Genomic DNA, 18,464 nt, shown 5'->3' on the forward strand with positions numbered 1-18,464 from the left:
GCGCCGTGGCGGGTTGGTGGGCGACGGCGTTCGACCGCGACCGCGGCCTGCGCCGACTGCACGAGCAGGCGGCGGGCGTCACGGACGGCCAGGTGGCGTTGATCGAGCGGGAGCTGGACCTGGCGGCCGGCTCCCGCGTCCTCGACGTCGCGTGCGGCACCGGGCGGCACGCCGTGTCCCTCGCGGCCCGGGGGCACCGGGTCACGTGCGTCGACCTGAGCGAGGACTACCTGGACGCCACCCGGCGGCGCGCGGCGGAGCGCGGCGTGACCGTGGACGCGGTGCGGGCCGACATGCGCGACCTCACCGACCTGCCGGCCGCGTCGTTCGACGCGGCCGTGAACATGTATACCAGCTTCGGCTACTTCGACCGCGACGAGGACAACGTCCGCTCGGTGGCCGCGGTCGCGCGCGTGCTGCGGCCCGGCGGGCGGCTGCTCGTCGACGTCGTCAACCGGGACTGGTTCGTCCGGAACTTCTTCCCGTCGGAGTTCGCGCCGGGCGACGGGTTCGTCATCCGGGACTACGAGGAGGTCGACGGCGAGGTCGTGCTGCACCAGAACGCGTTCGACCCGCGCACGAGCCGCCTGCGCTGGACGTGCCGGCCGGTCGGCGCGCGGCGGGAGCACGTGGTGGTCGACTACCGGATGTACAGCCTGCACGAACTGCTCGCCGTGCTGCGGGCAGGCGGGCTGACCCCGGTGCGCGCGCTGGGCGGTTACGACGGCACGCCGTACGAGCTGTTCTCACCGCGGCTGCTGTGCGTGGCCGAGGCCGGAGGCGGTCCGCCGGGGGCATGACGTCACCGGCCCCGGAACACGCGGGGCGCCGGCGGCCGTCAGATGACCGCGCGCCGCGCCGCACGGGCCGCGACGGCGGCGCCGAACCCGGTGAACAACGCCACCGACACCAGGTCCGTCGCCGCGTACCACTCGGGATGCCACTGCACGGCGAGGCAGAACGCCGCGCCCTCGGCCGACGCCGCCTCCACCACCCCGTCCGGCGCCACCGCCTCGACCCGCAAGCCGGGCGCGAGCCGGTCGATCGCCTGGTAGTGCAACGAGTTGACCTCGACGCTGGGCTCGCCGAGCAGCCGCCGCAGGACGCCGCCCTCGGTCAGGCGCACCGGGTGCGCGGGCAGGTACTGCTCGTCCCGGGGCAGCGAGAGGTCCTCGGTGTGCCCCGGGACGTTCCGCAGCGTCCCGCCCAGCGCGACGTTGAGCTCCTGCAGGCCCCGGCAGATGCCGAGGACCGGGACGTCGGCGCGCAACGCGGCGGGGATCACGCTCAGCGCCAGCTCGTCCCGGTCGGCGTCGGCCGGCCCCGAGCCCGGCTCGCCGCCGTACCACCGGGGCAGCACGTTGCTCTGGTGGCCGCCGAACACCACGCCGTCGAACCGGTCGACCAGGTGCGCCAGGTCGGGGGCGGGGCCGCCGACCACCACGACGTGGCAGCCGGACACCTGCTCCAGCGCCCGCACGTACACCTCGCGCACCGCCACGTGCGGCACGCCGTCCACCTGCTCCGCGGCCGCCGCGAGGGCGACCAGCGGTTTGCCGGTCACCCGGCCACCGCCAGCGCGCCCGCCAGGTCGGTGATCAGGTCGTCGATGTGCTCCAGGCCGATGGACAGCCGGATCGACCCCGGTGACACGCCGGCGGCGAGCCGGTCCGCCTCGGGCAGCTGGGCGTGCGTGGTGGACGCCGGGTGGGTGGCCATCGACCGCACGTCGCCGATGTTGGTCACGTGCGAGATCATCCGCAGCGCCTCGATGAACCGGGTGCCCGCGGTCAGCCCGCCCGCCAGCTCGAACTGCACCAGCGGACCGCCGTTGCCGCCGGTGTAGCGCCGCAGCCGCTCGACCTCCTCCGCGTCGCCGAGGCCCGGGTGCCGCACCGAGACCACCGACGGCTGGTCGGCCAGGTACCGCGCCACCGCCTCGGCGTTCTCGCCGTGCGCCCGCATCCGCAGCGGCAGCGTCTCGATGCCCTGGATCAGCAGGAACGCGTTGAACGGGCTGAGGCACGGCCCCAGGTCGCGCATCAGCGTCTCGCGGGCCTTGAGCAGGTACGGGCTGCGGCCGAGCGAGCTGTCCAGGTTCGCGCCCGCCTCGGTCCACACCACGTTGCCGTGCGCCGGGTCCGGCGCGGTGAGCAGCGGGTGCCGGTCGGCGTGCCGCGCCCAGTCGAACCGGTCGGAGTCGACGATCAGCCCGCCGAGCGCGCTGCCGTGGCCGCCGATGTACTTCGTCGCCGAGTAGACCAGGATGTGCGCGCCGAACTCCAGCGGGCGGCACACCAGCGGCAGCATGGTGTTGTCCAGCACCAGCGGCACGCCGACGTCCTCGGCGATGGCGGCGACCTCCTCGATCGGGAACAGCCGCAGCTTCGGGTTGGGCAGGGTCTCGCCGAAGTAGCACCGGGTCCGCGAGTCGGTGGCGTCGGCGAAGTTCTCCGGCTTGTCCGGGCTGACGAACCGGGTCTCGATGCCGAACCTGGCGAACGTGTTGGCCAGCAGGTTCCACGTGCCGCCGTACAGCTCGTTGGAGCTGACCAGGTTGTCGCCCGCCTGGCACAGGTTGAGCAGCGCCAGGGTGATCGCCGCCTGGCCGGAGGAGACGGCCAGGGCCGCCGGGGCGTCGTCCACCGCGGCGATCCTGGCCTCCAGCACGTCGCACGTCGGGTTGTTCAGCCGCGTGTAGGCGTGGCCGTCGACGCGCAGGTCGAAGATGTCGGCGGCGGTGGCCGCGTCGGGCAGCTCGTACGCGGCGGTCTGGAAGATGGGCGTCACCACCGGGTCGGTGATGCCCAGGCGCAGCTCGGCGCCGCCGTGCATGACGCCCGACTCCACCCGCCGGTAGACCTTCCCGGCCGACCTCGGCCGCTCAGGCGGCGACATGCGGCTGCTCCGGCTTGTAGGTCATGGACTCCACGATGGCGCTGATGGCGCTCTGCTGCCCTTCCGGTCCCTTGGTGAACAGCCCGCCCAACTGGCGGTCCACCTCCGCGTAGTTCGGGTCGGCCAGCCGCACTTGGCGTGCCTTGCCGAGGTTCCAGAACGGCGTGCGCGGGTCCAGGTGGTGCTCCAGGTGGTAGTTGTCGTTGTGGATGCCGGTGAGGAACTTCTCCCACGTGCGGCTCTTGCGGTTGCGCGTCATGTAGAGGTCCACGTTGGAGTCCCGCACCAGGGGGGTGTGCTCGGACAGCTCGATGTACCAGCCCAGGATCTGGAAGCTGGTCAGGTAGGGCACCACCCAGAACAGCAGCAGTTCGAGCCCCCAGCCCTGCGACACGCACACCGTCACCACGGTCGCCCAGAACGCCCAGAAACCGACGCGGTCGAGCACCCGCTTGCGCTTGCTGATCGGGGTCTGCGGCGCGTCCGCCGACCGCACGCGGCCCTGCTTGAGCAGCCGGTAGCGGTTGCGCACCAAGTACTTCAGGTAGGCCCACGTCTGCGTGCCGAACAACGGCATGATGACCGTGCGGAGCACGTACGCGCGCGGCGAGGACATCTCGTAGGCCCGCTGCTCGATGAAGAACCTCAGGTCCGGGTCGCCCTCGGGGTTGCCCAGCTTCGGGTGGTGCGTGAAGACGTGGGAGATCTTGTACGCGTAGTGCTGCTGGAAGATCGGGTAGGCGGTGAGCACCGTGCCGACGAACATCTGCACCTTGCGGTTCGACGCGCCGATGCCGTGCGCGCAGTCGTGCAGGATGGTCGACAGCCCCCGCTGGCGGGCGCCGATCACGAGCACCGCCAACGGGTAGAACCAGTAGGACACGCCGACGCAGAGCCAGGTGCAGAAGGCCATCCACACGAGGTCTTCCAACCAGGCCAGCATCGCGTGCCAGTTGTCGCTGCGGTTGAGCTCCTTGACGCCGCTCTCGACTTCCTTCGGGAAGCGGTACATCCGGTAGCGCTTCCCGTCGAACGCCCAGGTGTACTCGTCGGACATCAGCGGCTCCTCTCCAACGCGAGGCTCTCGCGGCGCACCGGTCTCAGTGGTCGGTGGCGCCGAAGCAGTGGCTGGGCAACGGCGGGAAGCCGTTGAACCCGACGGACGCGTACGGCGTGGTGTAGGCGCCGGTCGCGAGGATGTCGATGTGGTCGCCTGGTCGCAGGTCGACCGGCAAGGACACCGGTGTGCGCTCGTACAGGACGTCGGTGCTGTCGCACGTCGGCCCCGCGAGCACGGCGGGGGCCGCCTCGTCGGCGAACCCCCCGTCCGCGCGGACGGCGACGACGGGGAAGGCGATGGCCTCGTCGTCGGTCTCGACCAGGCCGTTGTAGCGGCCGACGTCGAGGTAGACCCAGCGCAGTCCGTTCTCCCGCTCGGTCACCAGCACGACCTCGGACCGGATCATCCCGGCGTCACCGGGCAGGTACCTGCCCGGCTCGACGATCAGCGCGGGCCGGGTCGGGAAGGACGCCGTGACGGCGCGGTCGATGGCCGCGAAGTAGGTCTGCAGCGAGGGCACGGTCTCCTCGTAGCGGACCGGCAGCCCGCCGCCGAGGTTGAGCAGGTCCAGCTCGACGCCCTCGGCGGCCAGCTTGGCCGCGACGCGCGCGGCGGTGGCGACACCGGTCGCCCAGCTGTCCGGCTCGCGCTGCTGGGAGCCGACGTGGAAGGTGGTGCCGCGCGGCGTGAGCCCGAGCGACACCGCGTCGCGCAGCAGCGCGACCGCGTCGTCCTCGGTGCAGCCGAACTTCCGGCTGATCGGCCACTGCGCGCCGGTCGTGTGCACGATGAAGCGGCAGCAGACCTCCGCGCCGGGCGCGGCCCGCGCGATCTTCGCCAGCTCCGCCGCCGAGTCGACCGAGAAGAGCCGGATGCCGCGCTCGTGCGCGTAGCGGATCGCCGACTCCTTCTTCACCGTGTTGCCGAACGAGATCGACGCCGGGTCGGCGCCCGCGGCGAGGCAGGCGTCGACCTCGCCGACGCTGGCGACGTCGAAGCCACAGCCGAGTTCCACCAGGTGCCGCAACAGGTCCGGGTCGGCGTTGGCCTTCACGGCGTAGTACACGGCGGCGTCCGGCAGGCCGGCGCGCAGTTCCCGGTACCGGGCGGAGACCACGTCGAGGTCGAGGAGCAGGCACGGCGTCTCGGGCCGGGTGGCGTCGAAGAAGTCGCGGTGCGCCGCGTAGAGCGCATGGTCCACCGGTCGGTCGTCGATCAATGTGAAGCCTTCCACCCCAGGCGGCGACGTGTGGTCCGACCTCGGCAACGTGGCTGCTGACACCGCCGTCGTGACTGGCGGTCATCATGCCGACGCGCCGGACGCGGTGTCAACGAATGCCGACGCCACGACTTCGGAATACCCGCCGGGGTGGAATTCCCCGGTGTCGACAAGGGGTGTCGGCCCGCGAGGCGGCGGGCCCGTGCGGACCGGCGGTCAGCTCCGGGGCAGCACCCCGCGCACGAAGGCGGCCTGGCCGACGTGCTGGAGGTCGTCCTCGATCACGCTGAGCAGCCTGACGGCGAGCGTCACGGGCGGGTCCCACGACTCGTCCACGACCCTGGTCAGGTCCTGGCCGGTCAAGCCCTTCAGGTAGGCCTCGGTGCGCTCGTGCACCGCCCGGTGGTAGTCGCGCAGCAGGTCGGCGGGCGCGTCGACGGCGGCGACCTGCTCGCGGCCGTGGCCGTAGCCGGTGTCACCGGCCGGCAGCGACAGGTCGAAGCGCTCCACCCAGCCCTCGGAGGTCCAGACCTGCTCGGCGCCCGCGACCTCGGCCACGTGGTCGTCCTGCACCCGGGTCAGGTGCCAGACCAGCCAGGCGATCGAGTTGGCGGAGCCGCCCACCCGGTGGGTCAGCTGAGGTCCGGTGAGGCCGTCCAGCACGCGCTCCACGGACTCCCGGACCCGCTCGAACCCGTCCGCCAACACGTCCACCGCGGTGACCTCGGCCATGAGCGCCGCCTCCCGTCCGTCGCTGTCCTGCACCGGAGCACGCTACCGCCCGGCCGCGATCCGCGCGGGCCGGGCGGTGGCGCCGGGGCACGACCGGGGTGCGGTCACTCGAAGAACTTCAAGCCCCAGCCGGTGTCCGAGGTGGCGCCCGGGACGTTGGCCCGCCGGTAGGTCGTGTTGCCCCACCAGGCGAACGTGCCGGTGTACCAGTACCGGTTGTCCCAGTGGTAGGGCGTCCCCTTGGGCACCGCGTGGTACATCAGCGGGAACCTCGGGCCGGCCGGCGGACTGGTCGCGATGTCGCCGTCGAGCAGGACGAACGAGTGGTGGCCGGGACCGTTGACGTACAGGGTGGGGTCCCAGCCGGTCATCATGGTCGCCCGGTTCGAGCCGAACAGGCACCCGTTGGACTTGTACCAGTCCCACACGTGGGTGGGGTCGCCGCCGACGCGCAATCGCAGGTCCGCCAGGCAGTACTGCTCGCTCCAGCTGCCGTTGGCCGAGTACACCACGTGCAACTGGCCGTTGGGGTCCTTGATGACCTCGGGCGCCTCGTTGATGAACGGGTTGCCGACCACCCGCTCCCACGGCTCGCGCGGCTGCGAGATGACGTAGCGGCCGCCGACCGGCGTGAGCGGGTCGGCCATGCGGGTGATGTAGAGGTTCTGCTCGACGTTGGTGGTGCACTCCCAGCCGGACCAGACGAAGTAGCGCAGGCCGTTGAACGTCACCGGCACCCCGTCGATGGCCCACCGGTCATCCGGCAGGGCGAGCCGGACCTCGCCGGTGTAGCCGGTGTCCGGCGAGGTGGAGCTGATCGCGTACATGCGGTGCGCCGCGTCGTTGCCCGCCGTGAAGTAGATGTAGTACCGGCCGCTGTCGCGGACGATCTCGGGCGCCCACACCGAGCCCAGGTTGCGCGCGTCGCGCCAGACGAGGCGTGCGGGCGCGGCGGCCAGCGCGTCCGGTGACGACGCCTGGCGGACCTGGATGCCGCCACCGCCCACCTGCGCCGAGACGTAGGTGCCGCCGACGCGGATCACGCTCGGGTCGGCGGCGCGCAGGCCGGTCCGCCCCAGCGTCGAGAACTGGCAGTCCTCGGCCGCGGCGGGTTCGCCGGCGGAGGCCGGCGGCCCGGCGAGGACGAGCGCGAGGGCGGTGACGAGGGAGGTCGCGGCGGCCGTGAGCCGCCGGGTCCGGGTCGGGGATGGTCCTCGGGTGCTGGAGGAGACGCGCATGGGGCTCCTTGGCGGTGCTTCGGACGCCGACTTCGGGCACGTGCGTGAGAGCGCTCTCGCAGATCGAGGCTAGTACGACGACCGTCCGCCGGGAAGGGACGTCGCGCGGACGGGCCGGGACGTGACGCGGGGGCGGCGCCGTGGCGCCGCCCCCGCTCCGTCGTCCCCGCTACGCCGGCCGTGACTCCAGGGCCTGGATGATCCGCGGCCGGAGCTCGACGGCCGGGACCACGGCGTCGACCGAACCGACCTCGACCGCGCGCCCGATGCTGTGGATGCGGTCGAACTCGCGCGCGATCTCGCCCTGCTTCTCCGTCCGGACCGCGGCCCGCAGCTCGTCCAGCTCGGCCGTCAGCGCGGCCCGGTCGGCGCCGGTCGCGGCCGCGCTGCGGGCCTCCAGGTCGCGGACCCGGGCGTCGGCCGAGGTGCGGGCCGCGACCTCCCGCGTGAACACCACGGCGGCGGCCGGCGCGCCACCGAGCACGGAGGCGAACGAGCCCTCCACCGCGAGCACGGTCATGTTCGGGTTGAGCGCCTTGGAGAACACCACGAACGCGCCGCCGTGGTACCGGGAGATCACGCAGAACACGATCGGACCGCGGAAGTTCACCACCGCCCGGCCGATCTCCGCGCCGTACTCCAGCTGGAGCTTGCGCATCGACTCGGGCGAGCCGTCGAACCCGGACAGGTTCGCCAGCACCACGACCGGCCGGTTGCCGCTGGCCGCGTTGATCGCCCGCGCCACCTTCTTGGACGACCTCGGGAACAACGTGCCCGCGGTGTAGGTGTCCGGGCCGTCGGTGGGCGGGAAACCGCGCCGCTCCACCGGGCGGGACTCGATCCCCACCAGGCTGACCGGGATGCCGCCCAGGTGCACGTCCTGCACGACCGCCGTCTCGGCGTCGGCCATGCCCGCCCACCGCTCCAGCACCGGCCGGTCCTGGTCGGACAGCGCGCGCATGACGACCCGGATGTCGAACGGCTTCTTGCGGTCCGGGTTGTCCTGCGCGGAGAAGATCTGCCCGACCGTGGTGAAGTCGCTGCCCGCCGCCTGGTGCGGGTAGCCGGTCACGTCGCGGTCGTGCGGGTCGGTCGTCGCCACCCGGCGCGGCCCGTCCTCGCCGGGCTCGACGTAGGTGTGGTCGTAGTAGGCCATCAGCAGGTCCCGGGCCGAGGGCAGGTCCGGCGCCCAGTACTGCGCCTGCCCGTTGGGGCCCATGACCCGGTCGTAGCCGCCGATGCCGAAGTTGTCCTCGGCGGACACGCCGCCGGAGTAGTCCAGCGACTGCTTGCCGGTGAGCACCATGGCCGAGTCGGGCGTCATGACCAGGACGCCCTTGGTGTGCATGAGCATGGTGGCCTCGGCGTTCCAGTACGGCTGGGCGCCGACGTTGATGCCCGCGACCACCACGTTGATCTCGCCGCCGCCCTGGGTGAACTCGACGATCCGCTTGAGCGCGGCCGCCACCCAGTCCATGTTCTCGGTGCCGGACTCCATGGAGATCCGGGCGCCGGCGGACAACGCGTACCACTCCACCGGCACCCGCAGCCGCTCGGCCAGGTCCAGCGCGGCGATCACCCGGCGGCACTCCGGCTCGGACAGCGCGCCGAGGGAGTCGGTCGGGTCGCCGAGCAGCACGACGCGCGTGACGCCCTGCGGGTGCCGCTCGGTCGGGGTGCGGACCACGCCCGCGACCATGGCCGCGGTGTTGCGCCCCTTGGGCCGGTCCACCGGCGCCAGCGCGTGGTTCTCGTCCAGGTCGTACTCGGTGAACTCGCCGATCATGCCGGTGATCTCGTACGGGTACGCGGTGTTGCGGCTGCTCGCGCGCAGCACCTTCTGCCGGTAGCCGTCCAGCGGCGGGATCGGCGCGTCGGAGGGCTCGCCGATGGTGAGCGCCGGGGTGCCGGTGGCGTCGAAGGAGATCCGCAGCGCGACCCGCGCCAGCTCGCCGGACTCGCGCCGCTGCCGCAGGATGAACTCGATCTCCTCGAGGCCCGCGCCCGCCGTGGTGGGCAGGATCCGCTTCGCCAGCATCTCCAGCTCGTCGCGGGTGATGTCGCTGGCGGGCCAGACGTAGACCACGATGCGGTTGGTGTTGAACCGCGCGGAGGACGGCCGCAGCGACTGGGCGCGCCGGATCGAGTCCAGGCAGGTGGCCAGCGTGTTCTCCGCGGTCGGCAGCGCCGCGAGGCGGCCGTCGTGGTCGCGCAGGGCCACCAGGTCCCGGATCTGGCTGAACGCCACGATCCGCTCGTCGGCGCGGTTGTCCCGGGCGACGCAGTGGAACAGGTACACGTCCTCGTCGGAGGACGGCTGCCGCGTGAGGTCGAACTCGCGCAGCCGCTCCAGCTGCATCCGCTGGGCGATGTAGGGGTGCAGGCCCCGGATCAGCCGGTCCTCGACCATCCCGGCGTCGGCCACCCCGGACTCGGCCGGGCGGAACGTGACGTGCTGGTGCACGACCGCGCCGCCGCGCCCCGCCACGGTGAGCGTGAGCCTGCGGACCTGCTCGGGCAGCGGGTGCGCGCCGACCACGGCGGCCAGCGCGGCGGCCAGTTCGGCGGCGTCCTCCGGCTGGTCGCGCCACGCCAGGTAGACGTCGGCCTCCGTGGTGCCGGTCCGGGCCGCCAGGGTGCCGAGGCTGCGCAGCGCGTCGCCGAGGTCGTCGTGGCCGGTCGCGGTGGACACCACGGTGAAGTCGGTGCGCTCGGCGATCACGAAGGTGCGGCCCGCGATCGTGTCGGTCCGGATGTCGACCAGGCGGTTGTTGCCGTAGTACCGGCGGGTCAGCACCTCCAGCATCAGCGCGTCGTCGAGCGGGCTGCGCTCCAGGTACTGGCTGAACAGCCGCACGAGCGGCTCGGTGGTCCGCACCATCCGGGCGACCCGCTCGTCGCGGTCCGCCGCGTCCGGGTGCTCGGTCAGGTACCGCACGTGCTTGCGGACCTCGGCGTAGGCGCGGGCCCGGTTGCGGCGCAGCAGCGGCTGGCCGAGCCAGGCGAACACGACGCCGCGCGCGAGGTCGGCGACCGCGGGGAACCGGACCTGGGTGGCCGAGACCACATGCTCCAGGGCGAGCCCGACGGTGTCGCGCAGCGCGTCGTCCGGCGGCGCCTCGTTCAGCCAGGACCGCAGGATCGCCGCCACGACCCCCGCGTCCGCGGTGGCCCGCTGCAAAGCGAGGAAGATCCGGAACACGGCGGCTTCCAGCTCCGGCGTGCGGTCCAGGCTGGTGACGCCGTAGTGGGCGAGGGCCTTGGCGAGCCTGCGCTGGAAGCGCTCCGGCAGGCCGGAGCGGTCCACGTCCAGGCTCTGCAGGTAGGTGTGGAAGAACTCGCGGGCGCTGTGCACGTGACCGCCGCCCGCGTCCTCGCCGGCGGGGCGGTTGCGGCTCAGCTCGGCCAGGTCGGCGAAGGCCGTGAGCAGGGCGACTTCCCCGGTCAACGGTCGCCGGCCCGCCTCGGTGGCCTCCCGTCGCGCGTCGAGGTAGTCCCGCAGCACCTTCGCGTCGTCGTGCGGGTCCACGTCGAAGCCGAGCAGCTGCCCGCGCAGCTCCTGCAGGCCGCGGTCGACGCGGTCGGTCAGGGAGGCGGCCGGGAGCGGGGCCAGGTCGAGCTCGACCGGCTGGTCGGCCGCGGCGTCGGCGACGTCGTCGTCACCGAGGGGTTCCAGCCGCAGCAGCGGGGCGCCACTGGCCACCTGGCTGTTGACGGCCACCGCGCATTCCTTCACGCGGGCGCGGAACGGCGCGCGCAGCACCGTCTCCATCTTCATGCTCTCCAGCACGAGCACCGGCGCGCCGGCCTCCACCTCGTCGCCGACCCCGACCGGGGTGGCCACGACGAGCGCGGGCGCGGGGGAGCGGAGCACGCCGCCCTCGTCCCGGCTGACCCGGTGCGCGACGCCGTCCACCTCGATCAGCACCACCGGCCCCGTGGTGCCGATGAGCAGGCGGTGCCGGGTCCCGTTGACCCGGATCTGCCCGGTGTGCAGGTCGATCCGGTCCAGCTCGACATCGGCGGTGCGGGCCTCGGCGCCGGCCTCGATGCCGACCCGGAACCGCTGCGCGCCGACCCGGGTCACCCGGACCCGGTAGGTGACGCCCCGCAGCTTGAAGTCCAGGCTGCGGCCGTACTCGTGCCGCACCTGCGGCCGGCCGCCGAACGCGGTGGACAGCAGCCGCTGCTGCTCGGCGCCCTCTTCCTCCTCGTAGGCCTGGATGGCCGCGGTGGCGACGGCCACGGCGGCGTGGCGCTGCGCGACGAGCCCGCCCTCGCCGCGGACCCGGTCGATCCAGCCGGTGTCCGCGCTGCCGTCGAGGACCTCGGGCTGGTCGAGCAGGTCGAGCACGAAGCTCTTGTTGGTCGCGCCGCCGTCGATGACCACCGTGGTGTCGGCCATGGCCCGGCGCAGCCTGCCCAGCGCCTCGGTCCGGTCGCGGCCGTGGGCGATGATCTTGGCGATCATGGAGTCGAAGTCGGCCGGGATGGTGTCGCCCTCCCTGACCCCGGTGTCGACCCGGATGCCGGGCCCGGAGGGCAGGGAGAGGCGGGCGATGCGCCCCGGCGACGGCGCGAAGTCCCGGTCGGGGTCCTCGGCGTTGAGCCGGGCCTCGACGGCGTGGCCGCGCTCGACCGGCGCCGCGCCCTCCAGCCGGTTGCCCGCCGCCACCCACAACTGGGCCTTGACCAGGTCGAACCCGGTGGTCGACTCGGTGATCGGGTGCTCGACCTGCAACCGGGTGTTGACCTCCAGGAAGGCGAACGCCCGGTCGCCGGGGTGGTAGAGGAACTCCACGGTGGCCGCGCCCCGGTAACCGACCGCGTTGGCCAGCCGCTCGGCGGAGGCCTTGAGGTCGGCGGCCTGGTCGGCGCCGAGCACCGGTGACGCCGACTCCTCGATGATCTTCTGGTTGCGCCGCTGGACGGAGCAGTCGCGCACACCCAGCGCCCACGCGGTGCCCTGGCCGTCCGCGATGACCTGCACCTCGACGTGCCGGGCGCCGGTGACCAGGCGTTCGAGGAAGACGACACCGCTGCCGAAGGCCCGCGCGGCCTCCTGGCTGGTGCGCTCGTAGGCGTCGGTCAGGTCGGCCCCGCTGGTGACCACCCGGATGCCGCGCCCGCCGCCGCCGGCCGTGGCCTTCAGCATCAGCGGGTAGCCGATCCCCTCGGCGGCGGCGAGGGCCGCGTCCAGCGACTCCACCGGGCCCCGGCTCCACGGCGCGACCGGGACGCCGACCTCCTCGGCGAGCAGCTTGGCGCCGATCTTGTCACCGAGCCTGCGCATGGCGTCGGCGCTCGGGCCGACGAAGGCGACCCCGATCTCGTCGCAGAGCGCGGCGAACGCCGGGTCCTCGGCGACGAAGCCCCAGCCCGGCCAGGCCGCGTCGGCGCCGGTCTCCACCAGGGCTGTCTTGAGCACCTTCAGGTCGAGGTAGGGGCGGTTGGACGCGGGCCCGAGGTCGTAGGCGACGTCGGCCTCGTGGACGAACGCCGCGCCGCGGTCCACGTCGGTGTGCAGGGCGATCGTCTCGATCGCCGTGCCTGTCTCCTCGGCCAATTCCCGGGCCGCGTGGATGAGCCGCATCGCGGCCTCTCCTCGGTTGACGATCGCGATACGGCGGAACATCCGACCGGTCATTCCCTTCTGTGCGTGCCTCGAGCCCGTGGTGCTGGTTCAGGTCGCGTCCATGCTCTCCTGAGCCGACCCGCGCTGTGCCGGGGTCGGCCTCGGAAGACTACGGCCAACAGGCCGGTCCGTCCGCGACGGGGGAAGGTCGCCGTCACGGTCACAGGTGCCTCTAGCAGCGCGTTCACCACGACCGCGGTTCGAATCCGCGCCGCGCCCACCGCGAAAACCATACCCCGGAGAAGATCCGGGGTTTCGCGGTCACCGGATGGTGAGCGGTGCTCGTCGAAGTCGCGGGCCAATGGAATTGGCGCGGGCCGGTGATGATCGCCAGTGTTTCTTTCCGGGAGATCACCCGATCGATTTCCGGCGAGGAACCGCGGCCGTCGACCCGAGGCCGCGCCGGCGCCCGGACTTCACCGCTCGAAGTCGAACCGCATGACGACCCGGCGCAGGGTCGGGTGGCTGACCTGCGTGAACCCGGCCTCCTCGAACACCTGGCGCGCGCCGACGCGCATCTCGCCCCAGATCACGTCCCGGCCCGGCTCGGTGATCATCGGGTAGGCCTCCAGCGCGCGGGCGCCGCGGTCACGGGCGAAGCCGACCGCCGCACGGGCCAGCAGGTAGGTCAGGCCGCGGCCCCGGAAGCCCTTGCGGACCACGAAGCAGGTCACCGCCCACGTCGTGCCGTCGTCCTTGTCCTCCTCGCGCCCCTTCCACGGGATGCGGGACGTGCGCAGCTTCGGGTAGGCCGTGCGCGGCTCCACCGCGACCCAGCCCGCCGGCTCGCCGTCGACGTAGGCCACCAGACCGCTGGTGACCCGCGCGTCCGGGGTGTCGCACCCGGTCTGCTCGCGCAGCATCGCGGTGCGCTCCTCCTGGGTGGTGTCGCGCCAGAACCAGCCGACGACCTTCAACCGCTGGCACCGGCACTGACCGGGTTCGGAGGCGCCGAAGACGTCCCGCAGGTCGTCCCACGACGCCTCGTTGGCGGGGACGACCCGGACCTGCTCCTCGGTGATCGGGCCCGCGGCGCCGGCCGCCGGCGCGCGCGGTGGGGTGTCGTCGGTCATGCGCGGCACGGTAACGGCGGTTGCGGACGTTCGGCTTCCGCAACCGGCCGAACCTGGGACCGGTAGGGCCCGCGACCGCCGCACGCTGTGCTCACCACGTCAGCGGCTCGGGAGGCAGGGCACCGTGTTCAAGAAGATTCGCGACAAGATCGACAACGCCACGCGGCAGGCGACCGCGCGGGCCGAGCAGGACTTCCAGGGCCACGCGGCGCAGTTCCAGCGGGAAGCCGCTGCGCAGGGCCACGACATCCGGCCGCAGCTGCCGACGCTCGGCATGGTGTCGCACGCGTTCGGGACCATGACCGACGACCCGGCGATGGCCGAGTTCATGGGACTGCCGGCCGAGGAGCAGCTGCGCCAGCAGCGCGAGGTCACCACGTACGGCCAGAACCTGCGGTGGCTGCACGAGTCCGGCGAGCCCGCCACCGCCGTCGTCCGCACCCTCGACCCGACCGGGAGGGCCGTCGCCGGCCAGCTCCAGTACACCTCGGCGCTCGACGTCACCCGCGCGGACGGCACGACCTACCGGACCACGATCACGCACCTGGTGCCGACCATGGCGTTCTCGCAGTACACCCCCGGCACCAGGCACGAAGCCCGGATCGACCCCGCCGACCCGGCCAACGTCGGGGTGTTCGGGCTCGTCGACTGACCCACCGGCCGTCCGCCGACCCCGCGCGAGGAGGTTCCGTGTTCCCCTACGGGAAGCTGTGGTGGGCCGTCCTGGGCCTGCCGGACGAGCCCGGGCGGGAGCGCGAGGCCCGCCGCAAGGTGTGGCTGCTCAGCGTGCCCGCCGCGCTGAGCTGGGCGGTCGTCGGGTGGTCCGGCGCGCTCGGCATCCTCGACGGGCTCCGGTCGATGTCGCTCAACCGGTCCGGCGCCTGGGAGCAGGGCCCCTCGGCGATCTCGCTGATCGTGGTCTTCAGCGTCTTCGTCACGATCGCGTCCGCGCTCGGCTTCGCCATGAGGTGGACCGACTGGAGCGCCCCCTGGTGGCCCGGCACGGGCGTCGGCGTCGGCGGTTTCGCCACGTGCCTCGGCCTGGCGATCGGCACGGCCCTCGCGGCGTCGTCCTGGACGGCCCCCGAGGCGGTCGGCGAGCGGCTGCCGTTCGCCGACGGAGGACCGGCGCAGCCGTGGACCTTCGTGGACTGGGTCGTCTACTACGAGCCGTACCTCCTGCCCGGCGTGTTCGCCGAGCTCGCGGTGGTGACCGGCGCGCTGCTGGCGCACCAGGCCCGCAAGGGCGCGAAGCGGCAGGACGCCCCGCCCGACCTCGATCAGGGGAGCTGGCGGGTCACCGGGCGGATCGAGCACGTCGAGTTCACCCACGACTGGGGGATGGGCAACCCGCGGTTCCGGGTGCACGTGTCCTACCAGGGCACCTCCGGTCCGCGCACGGCGGTGGCCACGATGGTCACCTCGATGTTCGCCGCGCCGGTGGTCGGCGCCGCGGTCGACGTCTTCTACGACCCGGACGACGACGAGGCGATCGTCGTGCGCGCCCGGACGGGCCGTCCGACATGATGTCCCGGGGTTCCGGTCGACCGCGGCGCCGCCGGACTGATCGGATCGGTTCGCCGCGGTCGGGCGCGGCCCACCGCCCCTCGGCCAGGGTTGACGTCGAAGGGAGGCCGCCATGATCTCGGCACTCAACCGGCTCGTCGACCTGGTCGAGGAGCACCTCGGCGAGGAAGCGGACGTCGACGCGCTGGCCAGGGCGCTCGGCACGACCGGGTACCACCTGCGCCGGATGTTCTCGTCGCTGGCGGGCATGCCGCTGTCGGAGTACGTGCGCCGGCGCCGCATGACCGTCGCCGCCGCCGACGTCGTCCGGGGCGAGGGCGACCTGCTGGGCATCGCGGTCCGGCACGGGTACGGCTCGACCGAGGCGTTCGGCCGGGCGTTCCGCGCCGTGCACGGCGCGAACCCCGGCGACGTCCGCCGCGACGGAGGCCCCCTTCGCGCACAACCGCAGCTCAGGTTCCGCCTGACCGTCGAAGGGAGCACCCCCATGGACACCCGCATCGTCGAGCGCCCCGCGTTCCGGCTCGTCGGGCACGCCACCCGCGTGCCGCTCATCCACCACGGCGTCAACCCGCACATCCAGGAGCACATCACCGCGTTGCCGCAGGAGGAGCACGCGCGGCTCAAGGCACTCGGCGACACCGAGCCCCGGGGTCTGCTGCAGGTCAGCGACGACCTCGACCCCGACGCCACCGAGGGCAGCGAGCTGACCTACCTGCACGGGGTCGCCGTCACCGGGGACACCCGGACCCCGGACGACCTGGACGGCATCGAGGTGCCGGCGGGCCGGTGGGCGGTCTTCCGCACCACCGGGGCCTACCCGCAGGCCTTGCAGACGACGTGGGCCGCCACCGCGACGGAGTGGTTCCCGTCCAACCCGTGGCGCCTGCGGCCGGGTCCCTCGATCGTCGCGGTCCTCGACCGCGCGGCCGACTTCAGCACCGCGACCTGCGAGCTGTGGCTGCCCGTCGAGCCGAACTGACCGCCGCGACCACCCACGCCGGAGGGCCGGTCGGGCATCCGCCCGGCCGGCCCTCCGGCCTGCGCGTGGACGGCCGGGCGGACCCTGCGGCGTCCGGCTGATCGGATAGCGCTTTCCGGCGGACGCGTCACGCCGGCCGGCGTTATCCGGGATACCGGCCCGACGACGGCCGGCCCGATTTCCGTGAGCGCGGGCGGCGGCGGTGCCGGAAAAGGGCGATGTGCCTCGTCCGTCGAATATTCGACGGGTCATCCCATACGAGATGCGACCATTGACGACGCCGCGAATTCGGCGCGACCATCGGACCGGAGAATGTCCTCCCTCCGGCGGCTCCGCCGCTGTGCCAACTACAGGTGAAAGGCACGTACATGACATTGTCGTCATGCGGTGCGGTCGTGCGGTCGGCGGTGGCGCTGGTGGTCGGTGCGGTCGCGGTCCTCGCGCCGGTCGCGCCGTCGGCCCGGGCCGCGGTCGTGGACACGTCGGCCACGTATGTGGTGGTGGCTCGGCACAGTGGGAAGGTGATGCAGGTGCAGTCGGCGGTGGACGGTGGTGCCGTGGTGCAGGCGTCGCGGTCGGATTCGTCGGCTCAGCAGTTCCAGTTCGTGGATTCGGGTGGTGGGTTCTTCCGGTTGAGGTCGCGGTACAGCGGCAGGGTGGTGGACGTCGCGTCGGCGTCGACGGCGAACGGTGCGGACGTGGTGCAGTGGACCGATCGTGATGCGGCGAACCAGCAGTTCGGTGTGGTGGACACCGACGGCGGTTACGTCCGGTTGGTCAACCGCAACAGCGGCAAGGCGTTGGACGTGTGGGAGCGTTCGACGGCCGAGGGCGCGCGGATCTCGCAGTACGACGTGAACTCCGGCGCGAACCAGCAGTGGCAGCTCGTCCGGCTCGGCACCACCACACCGGGCGGCAACGGCTCGCCGACCGACCCCAACGTCAAGTACTTCGGCCGGTGGAACACCTCCGACCCCACCGCGTACGTCTCCGAGTGGGCGGGCGCCTACGTGACCGTCGGGTTCACCGGGCGGACGGTGCAGCTCAAGCAGCGCAACGCGATCGACTTCTTCGTCAGCGTCGACGGCGGCCCGGACGTCTCCTACGTCAACCGCAGCGGCACGGTGAACCTCACCCCCACTCCGCTGGCGGCGGGCAACCACACGTTGCGCGTGTCCTACCGGCCGATCGCCGGCTCCTACAAGGGCGACGCGGTCTTCCGCGGCATCCAGCTGGAGGCCGGCGCGTCGACGTTCGCGCCGCCCGTGCCCGCGAAGCTGATCGAGTTCGTGGGCGACTCCATCACCGTGGGCCAGCAGTCGTCCAAGCAGGCGCTGACCGCCTACGGCTGGCTGGTCGGCGAGCGCCTCGGCACGGGCCACACCCAGATCGCGGTGGGCGGCGCGTGCCTGGTGTCGGCGGCCGACGGCTGCATCGGCATGAGCGACCGGTTCCTGCGCACCGGTCTGCAGGCCGACGCGGGGAACTGGGACTTCTCCCGCTACCGCGCCGACGCCGTGGTGATCAACCTGGGCACCAACGACGTCGGCCACAGCGTGACCAAGGAGCAGTTCCAGAGCGCCTACGTCACCCTGATCCAGCGGGCCCGGCAGAAGTACCCGAACGCCACGATCCTGGCCATGCAGACCTTCCGGAAGCGCTTCATCCCCGAGACGCAGGCCGCGGTGGCCGTCGTCAACGACCCGAAGGTGCGGTTCGTGGACACCACGGGCTGGATCGTGGAGGCCACCGACACCACGGACAACGTGCACCCGAACGACCAGGGTCACCGCAAGATCGCCGACCGGCTGGCGCCGATCCTGTCCTCGGCCCTCTCCACCGGCTGAGCCGGCACCACCCGGTCACCCCTGCCCGCCCCACGTCCGAGCCTGCCTCCTGGCCCGGACGTGGGGCGGCCACCGTCGCGCCCGCGCCCCCATCGCTCCCAGGGCATCATCGCCTTGTGAAAGCGTTTACTATCATCAAGCTGTTGACAGCAGATGTCCTTCCTCTAAGCTGGGTACCGCCAGTGTAAACGTTTCAACCGACGTCGCCTGGCCGGGACTTCGTGCAGTCGGCCATCGTTGTGCACGTTCACAG

The 18,464-nt window shown here is 72.6% G+C and carries 13 protein-coding genes; 5 read left to right on the top strand and 8 right to left on the bottom strand.

The genetic code is table 11. From position 1 onward, the window contains the following. Positions 1-5: 5 nt before the first annotated feature. Entirely contained in the window at positions 6-800 is a 795-nt protein-coding gene (locus IOD16_RS13945; RefSeq protein WP_201440389.1) for a class I SAM-dependent methyltransferase, read from the top strand. Between the two features lie 38 nt (positions 801-838). On the opposite strand, the gene IOD16_RS13950 is transcribed toward IOD16_RS13945, so the two are convergent. From IOD16_RS13950 to IOD16_RS13985, 8 genes are all read right to left on the bottom strand, one after another. Beyond that, positions 839-1,564, bottom strand: coding sequence for a gamma-glutamyl-gamma-aminobutyrate hydrolase family protein (locus IOD16_RS13950; protein ID WP_201440390.1), 726 nt, complete (start codon positions 1,562-1,564; stop codon positions 839-841). Beyond that, complete coding sequence (locus IOD16_RS13955; protein WP_123741855.1) at positions 1,561-2,898, bottom strand: O-acetylhomoserine aminocarboxypropyltransferase/cysteine synthase family protein; 1,338 nt, start codon at positions 2,896-2,898, stop codon at positions 1,561-1,563. Before IOD16_RS13955 ends, IOD16_RS13950 begins: the two co-directional genes overlap by 4 nt. Then, positions 2,885-3,955 carry a fatty acid desaturase family protein gene (locus IOD16_RS13960; RefSeq protein ID WP_123741854.1) on the bottom strand — a complete coding sequence of 357 codons (1,071 nt, stop codon included), beginning with the start codon at positions 3,953-3,955 and terminating at the stop codon, positions 2,885-2,887. Before IOD16_RS13960 ends, IOD16_RS13955 begins: the two co-directional genes overlap by 14 nt. Before the next feature lie 43 nt (positions 3,956-3,998). Beyond that, positions 3,999-5,159, bottom strand: coding sequence for a type III PLP-dependent enzyme (locus IOD16_RS13965; RefSeq protein WP_201440391.1), 1,161 nt, complete (start codon positions 5,157-5,159; stop codon positions 3,999-4,001). 234 nt (positions 5,160-5,393) lie between these two features. Continuing rightward, positions 5,394-5,909, bottom strand: coding sequence for a mycothiol transferase (locus tag IOD16_RS13970; RefSeq protein WP_201441357.1), 516 nt, complete (start codon positions 5,907-5,909; stop codon positions 5,394-5,396). Positions 5,910-6,013: 104 nt separating this feature from the next. Next, positions 6,014-7,147 carry a glycoside hydrolase family 43 protein gene (locus tag IOD16_RS13975; RefSeq protein ID WP_201440392.1) on the bottom strand — a complete coding sequence of 378 codons (1,134 nt, stop codon included), beginning with the start codon at positions 7,145-7,147 and terminating at the stop codon, positions 6,014-6,016. A gap of 169 nt (positions 7,148-7,316) precedes the next feature. Then, the gene (locus IOD16_RS13980; protein WP_201440393.1) at positions 7,317-12,782 is read right to left on the bottom strand and encodes an ATP-binding protein; all 5,466 of its coding nucleotides are present in this window, start codon (positions 12,780-12,782) and stop codon (positions 7,317-7,319) included. A gap of 416 nt (positions 12,783-13,198) precedes the next feature. Next, complete coding sequence (locus tag IOD16_RS13985; RefSeq protein WP_201440394.1) at positions 13,199-13,855, bottom strand: GNAT family N-acetyltransferase; 657 nt, start codon at positions 13,853-13,855, stop codon at positions 13,199-13,201. A 124-nt stretch (positions 13,856-13,979) separates the two neighbouring features. Between IOD16_RS13985 and IOD16_RS13990 the strand changes: the two genes are divergently transcribed. The 4 genes from IOD16_RS13990 to IOD16_RS14005 all read left to right on the top strand — a co-directional run bounded on the left by IOD16_RS13990 (position 13,980) and on the right by IOD16_RS14005 (position 18,211). Continuing rightward, the gene (locus IOD16_RS13990; RefSeq protein WP_201440395.1) at positions 13,980-14,507 is read left to right on the top strand and encodes a hypothetical protein; all 528 of its coding nucleotides are present in this window, start codon (positions 13,980-13,982) and stop codon (positions 14,505-14,507) included. A 38-nt stretch (positions 14,508-14,545) separates the two neighbouring features. Beyond that, the gene (locus tag IOD16_RS13995) at positions 14,546-15,382 is read left to right on the top strand and encodes a DUF3592 domain-containing protein (RefSeq protein WP_201440396.1); all 837 of its coding nucleotides are present in this window, start codon (positions 14,546-14,548) and stop codon (positions 15,380-15,382) included. A gap of 112 nt (positions 15,383-15,494) precedes the next feature. After that, positions 15,495-16,364, top strand: coding sequence for an AraC family transcriptional regulator (locus IOD16_RS14000; protein WP_201440397.1), 870 nt, complete (start codon positions 15,495-15,497; stop codon positions 16,362-16,364). 368 nt (positions 16,365-16,732) lie between these two features. After that, entirely contained in the window at positions 16,733-18,211 is a 1,479-nt protein-coding gene (locus tag IOD16_RS14005; protein WP_201440398.1) for an RICIN domain-containing protein, read from the top strand. The last annotated feature ends 253 nt before the right edge of the window (positions 18,212-18,464 follow it).

Origin of the sequence: Saccharothrix sp. 6-C, from assembly GCF_016695385.1 — a bacterium.
GTDB lineage: Bacteria > Actinomycetota > Actinomycetes > Mycobacteriales > Pseudonocardiaceae > Actinosynnema > Actinosynnema texasense.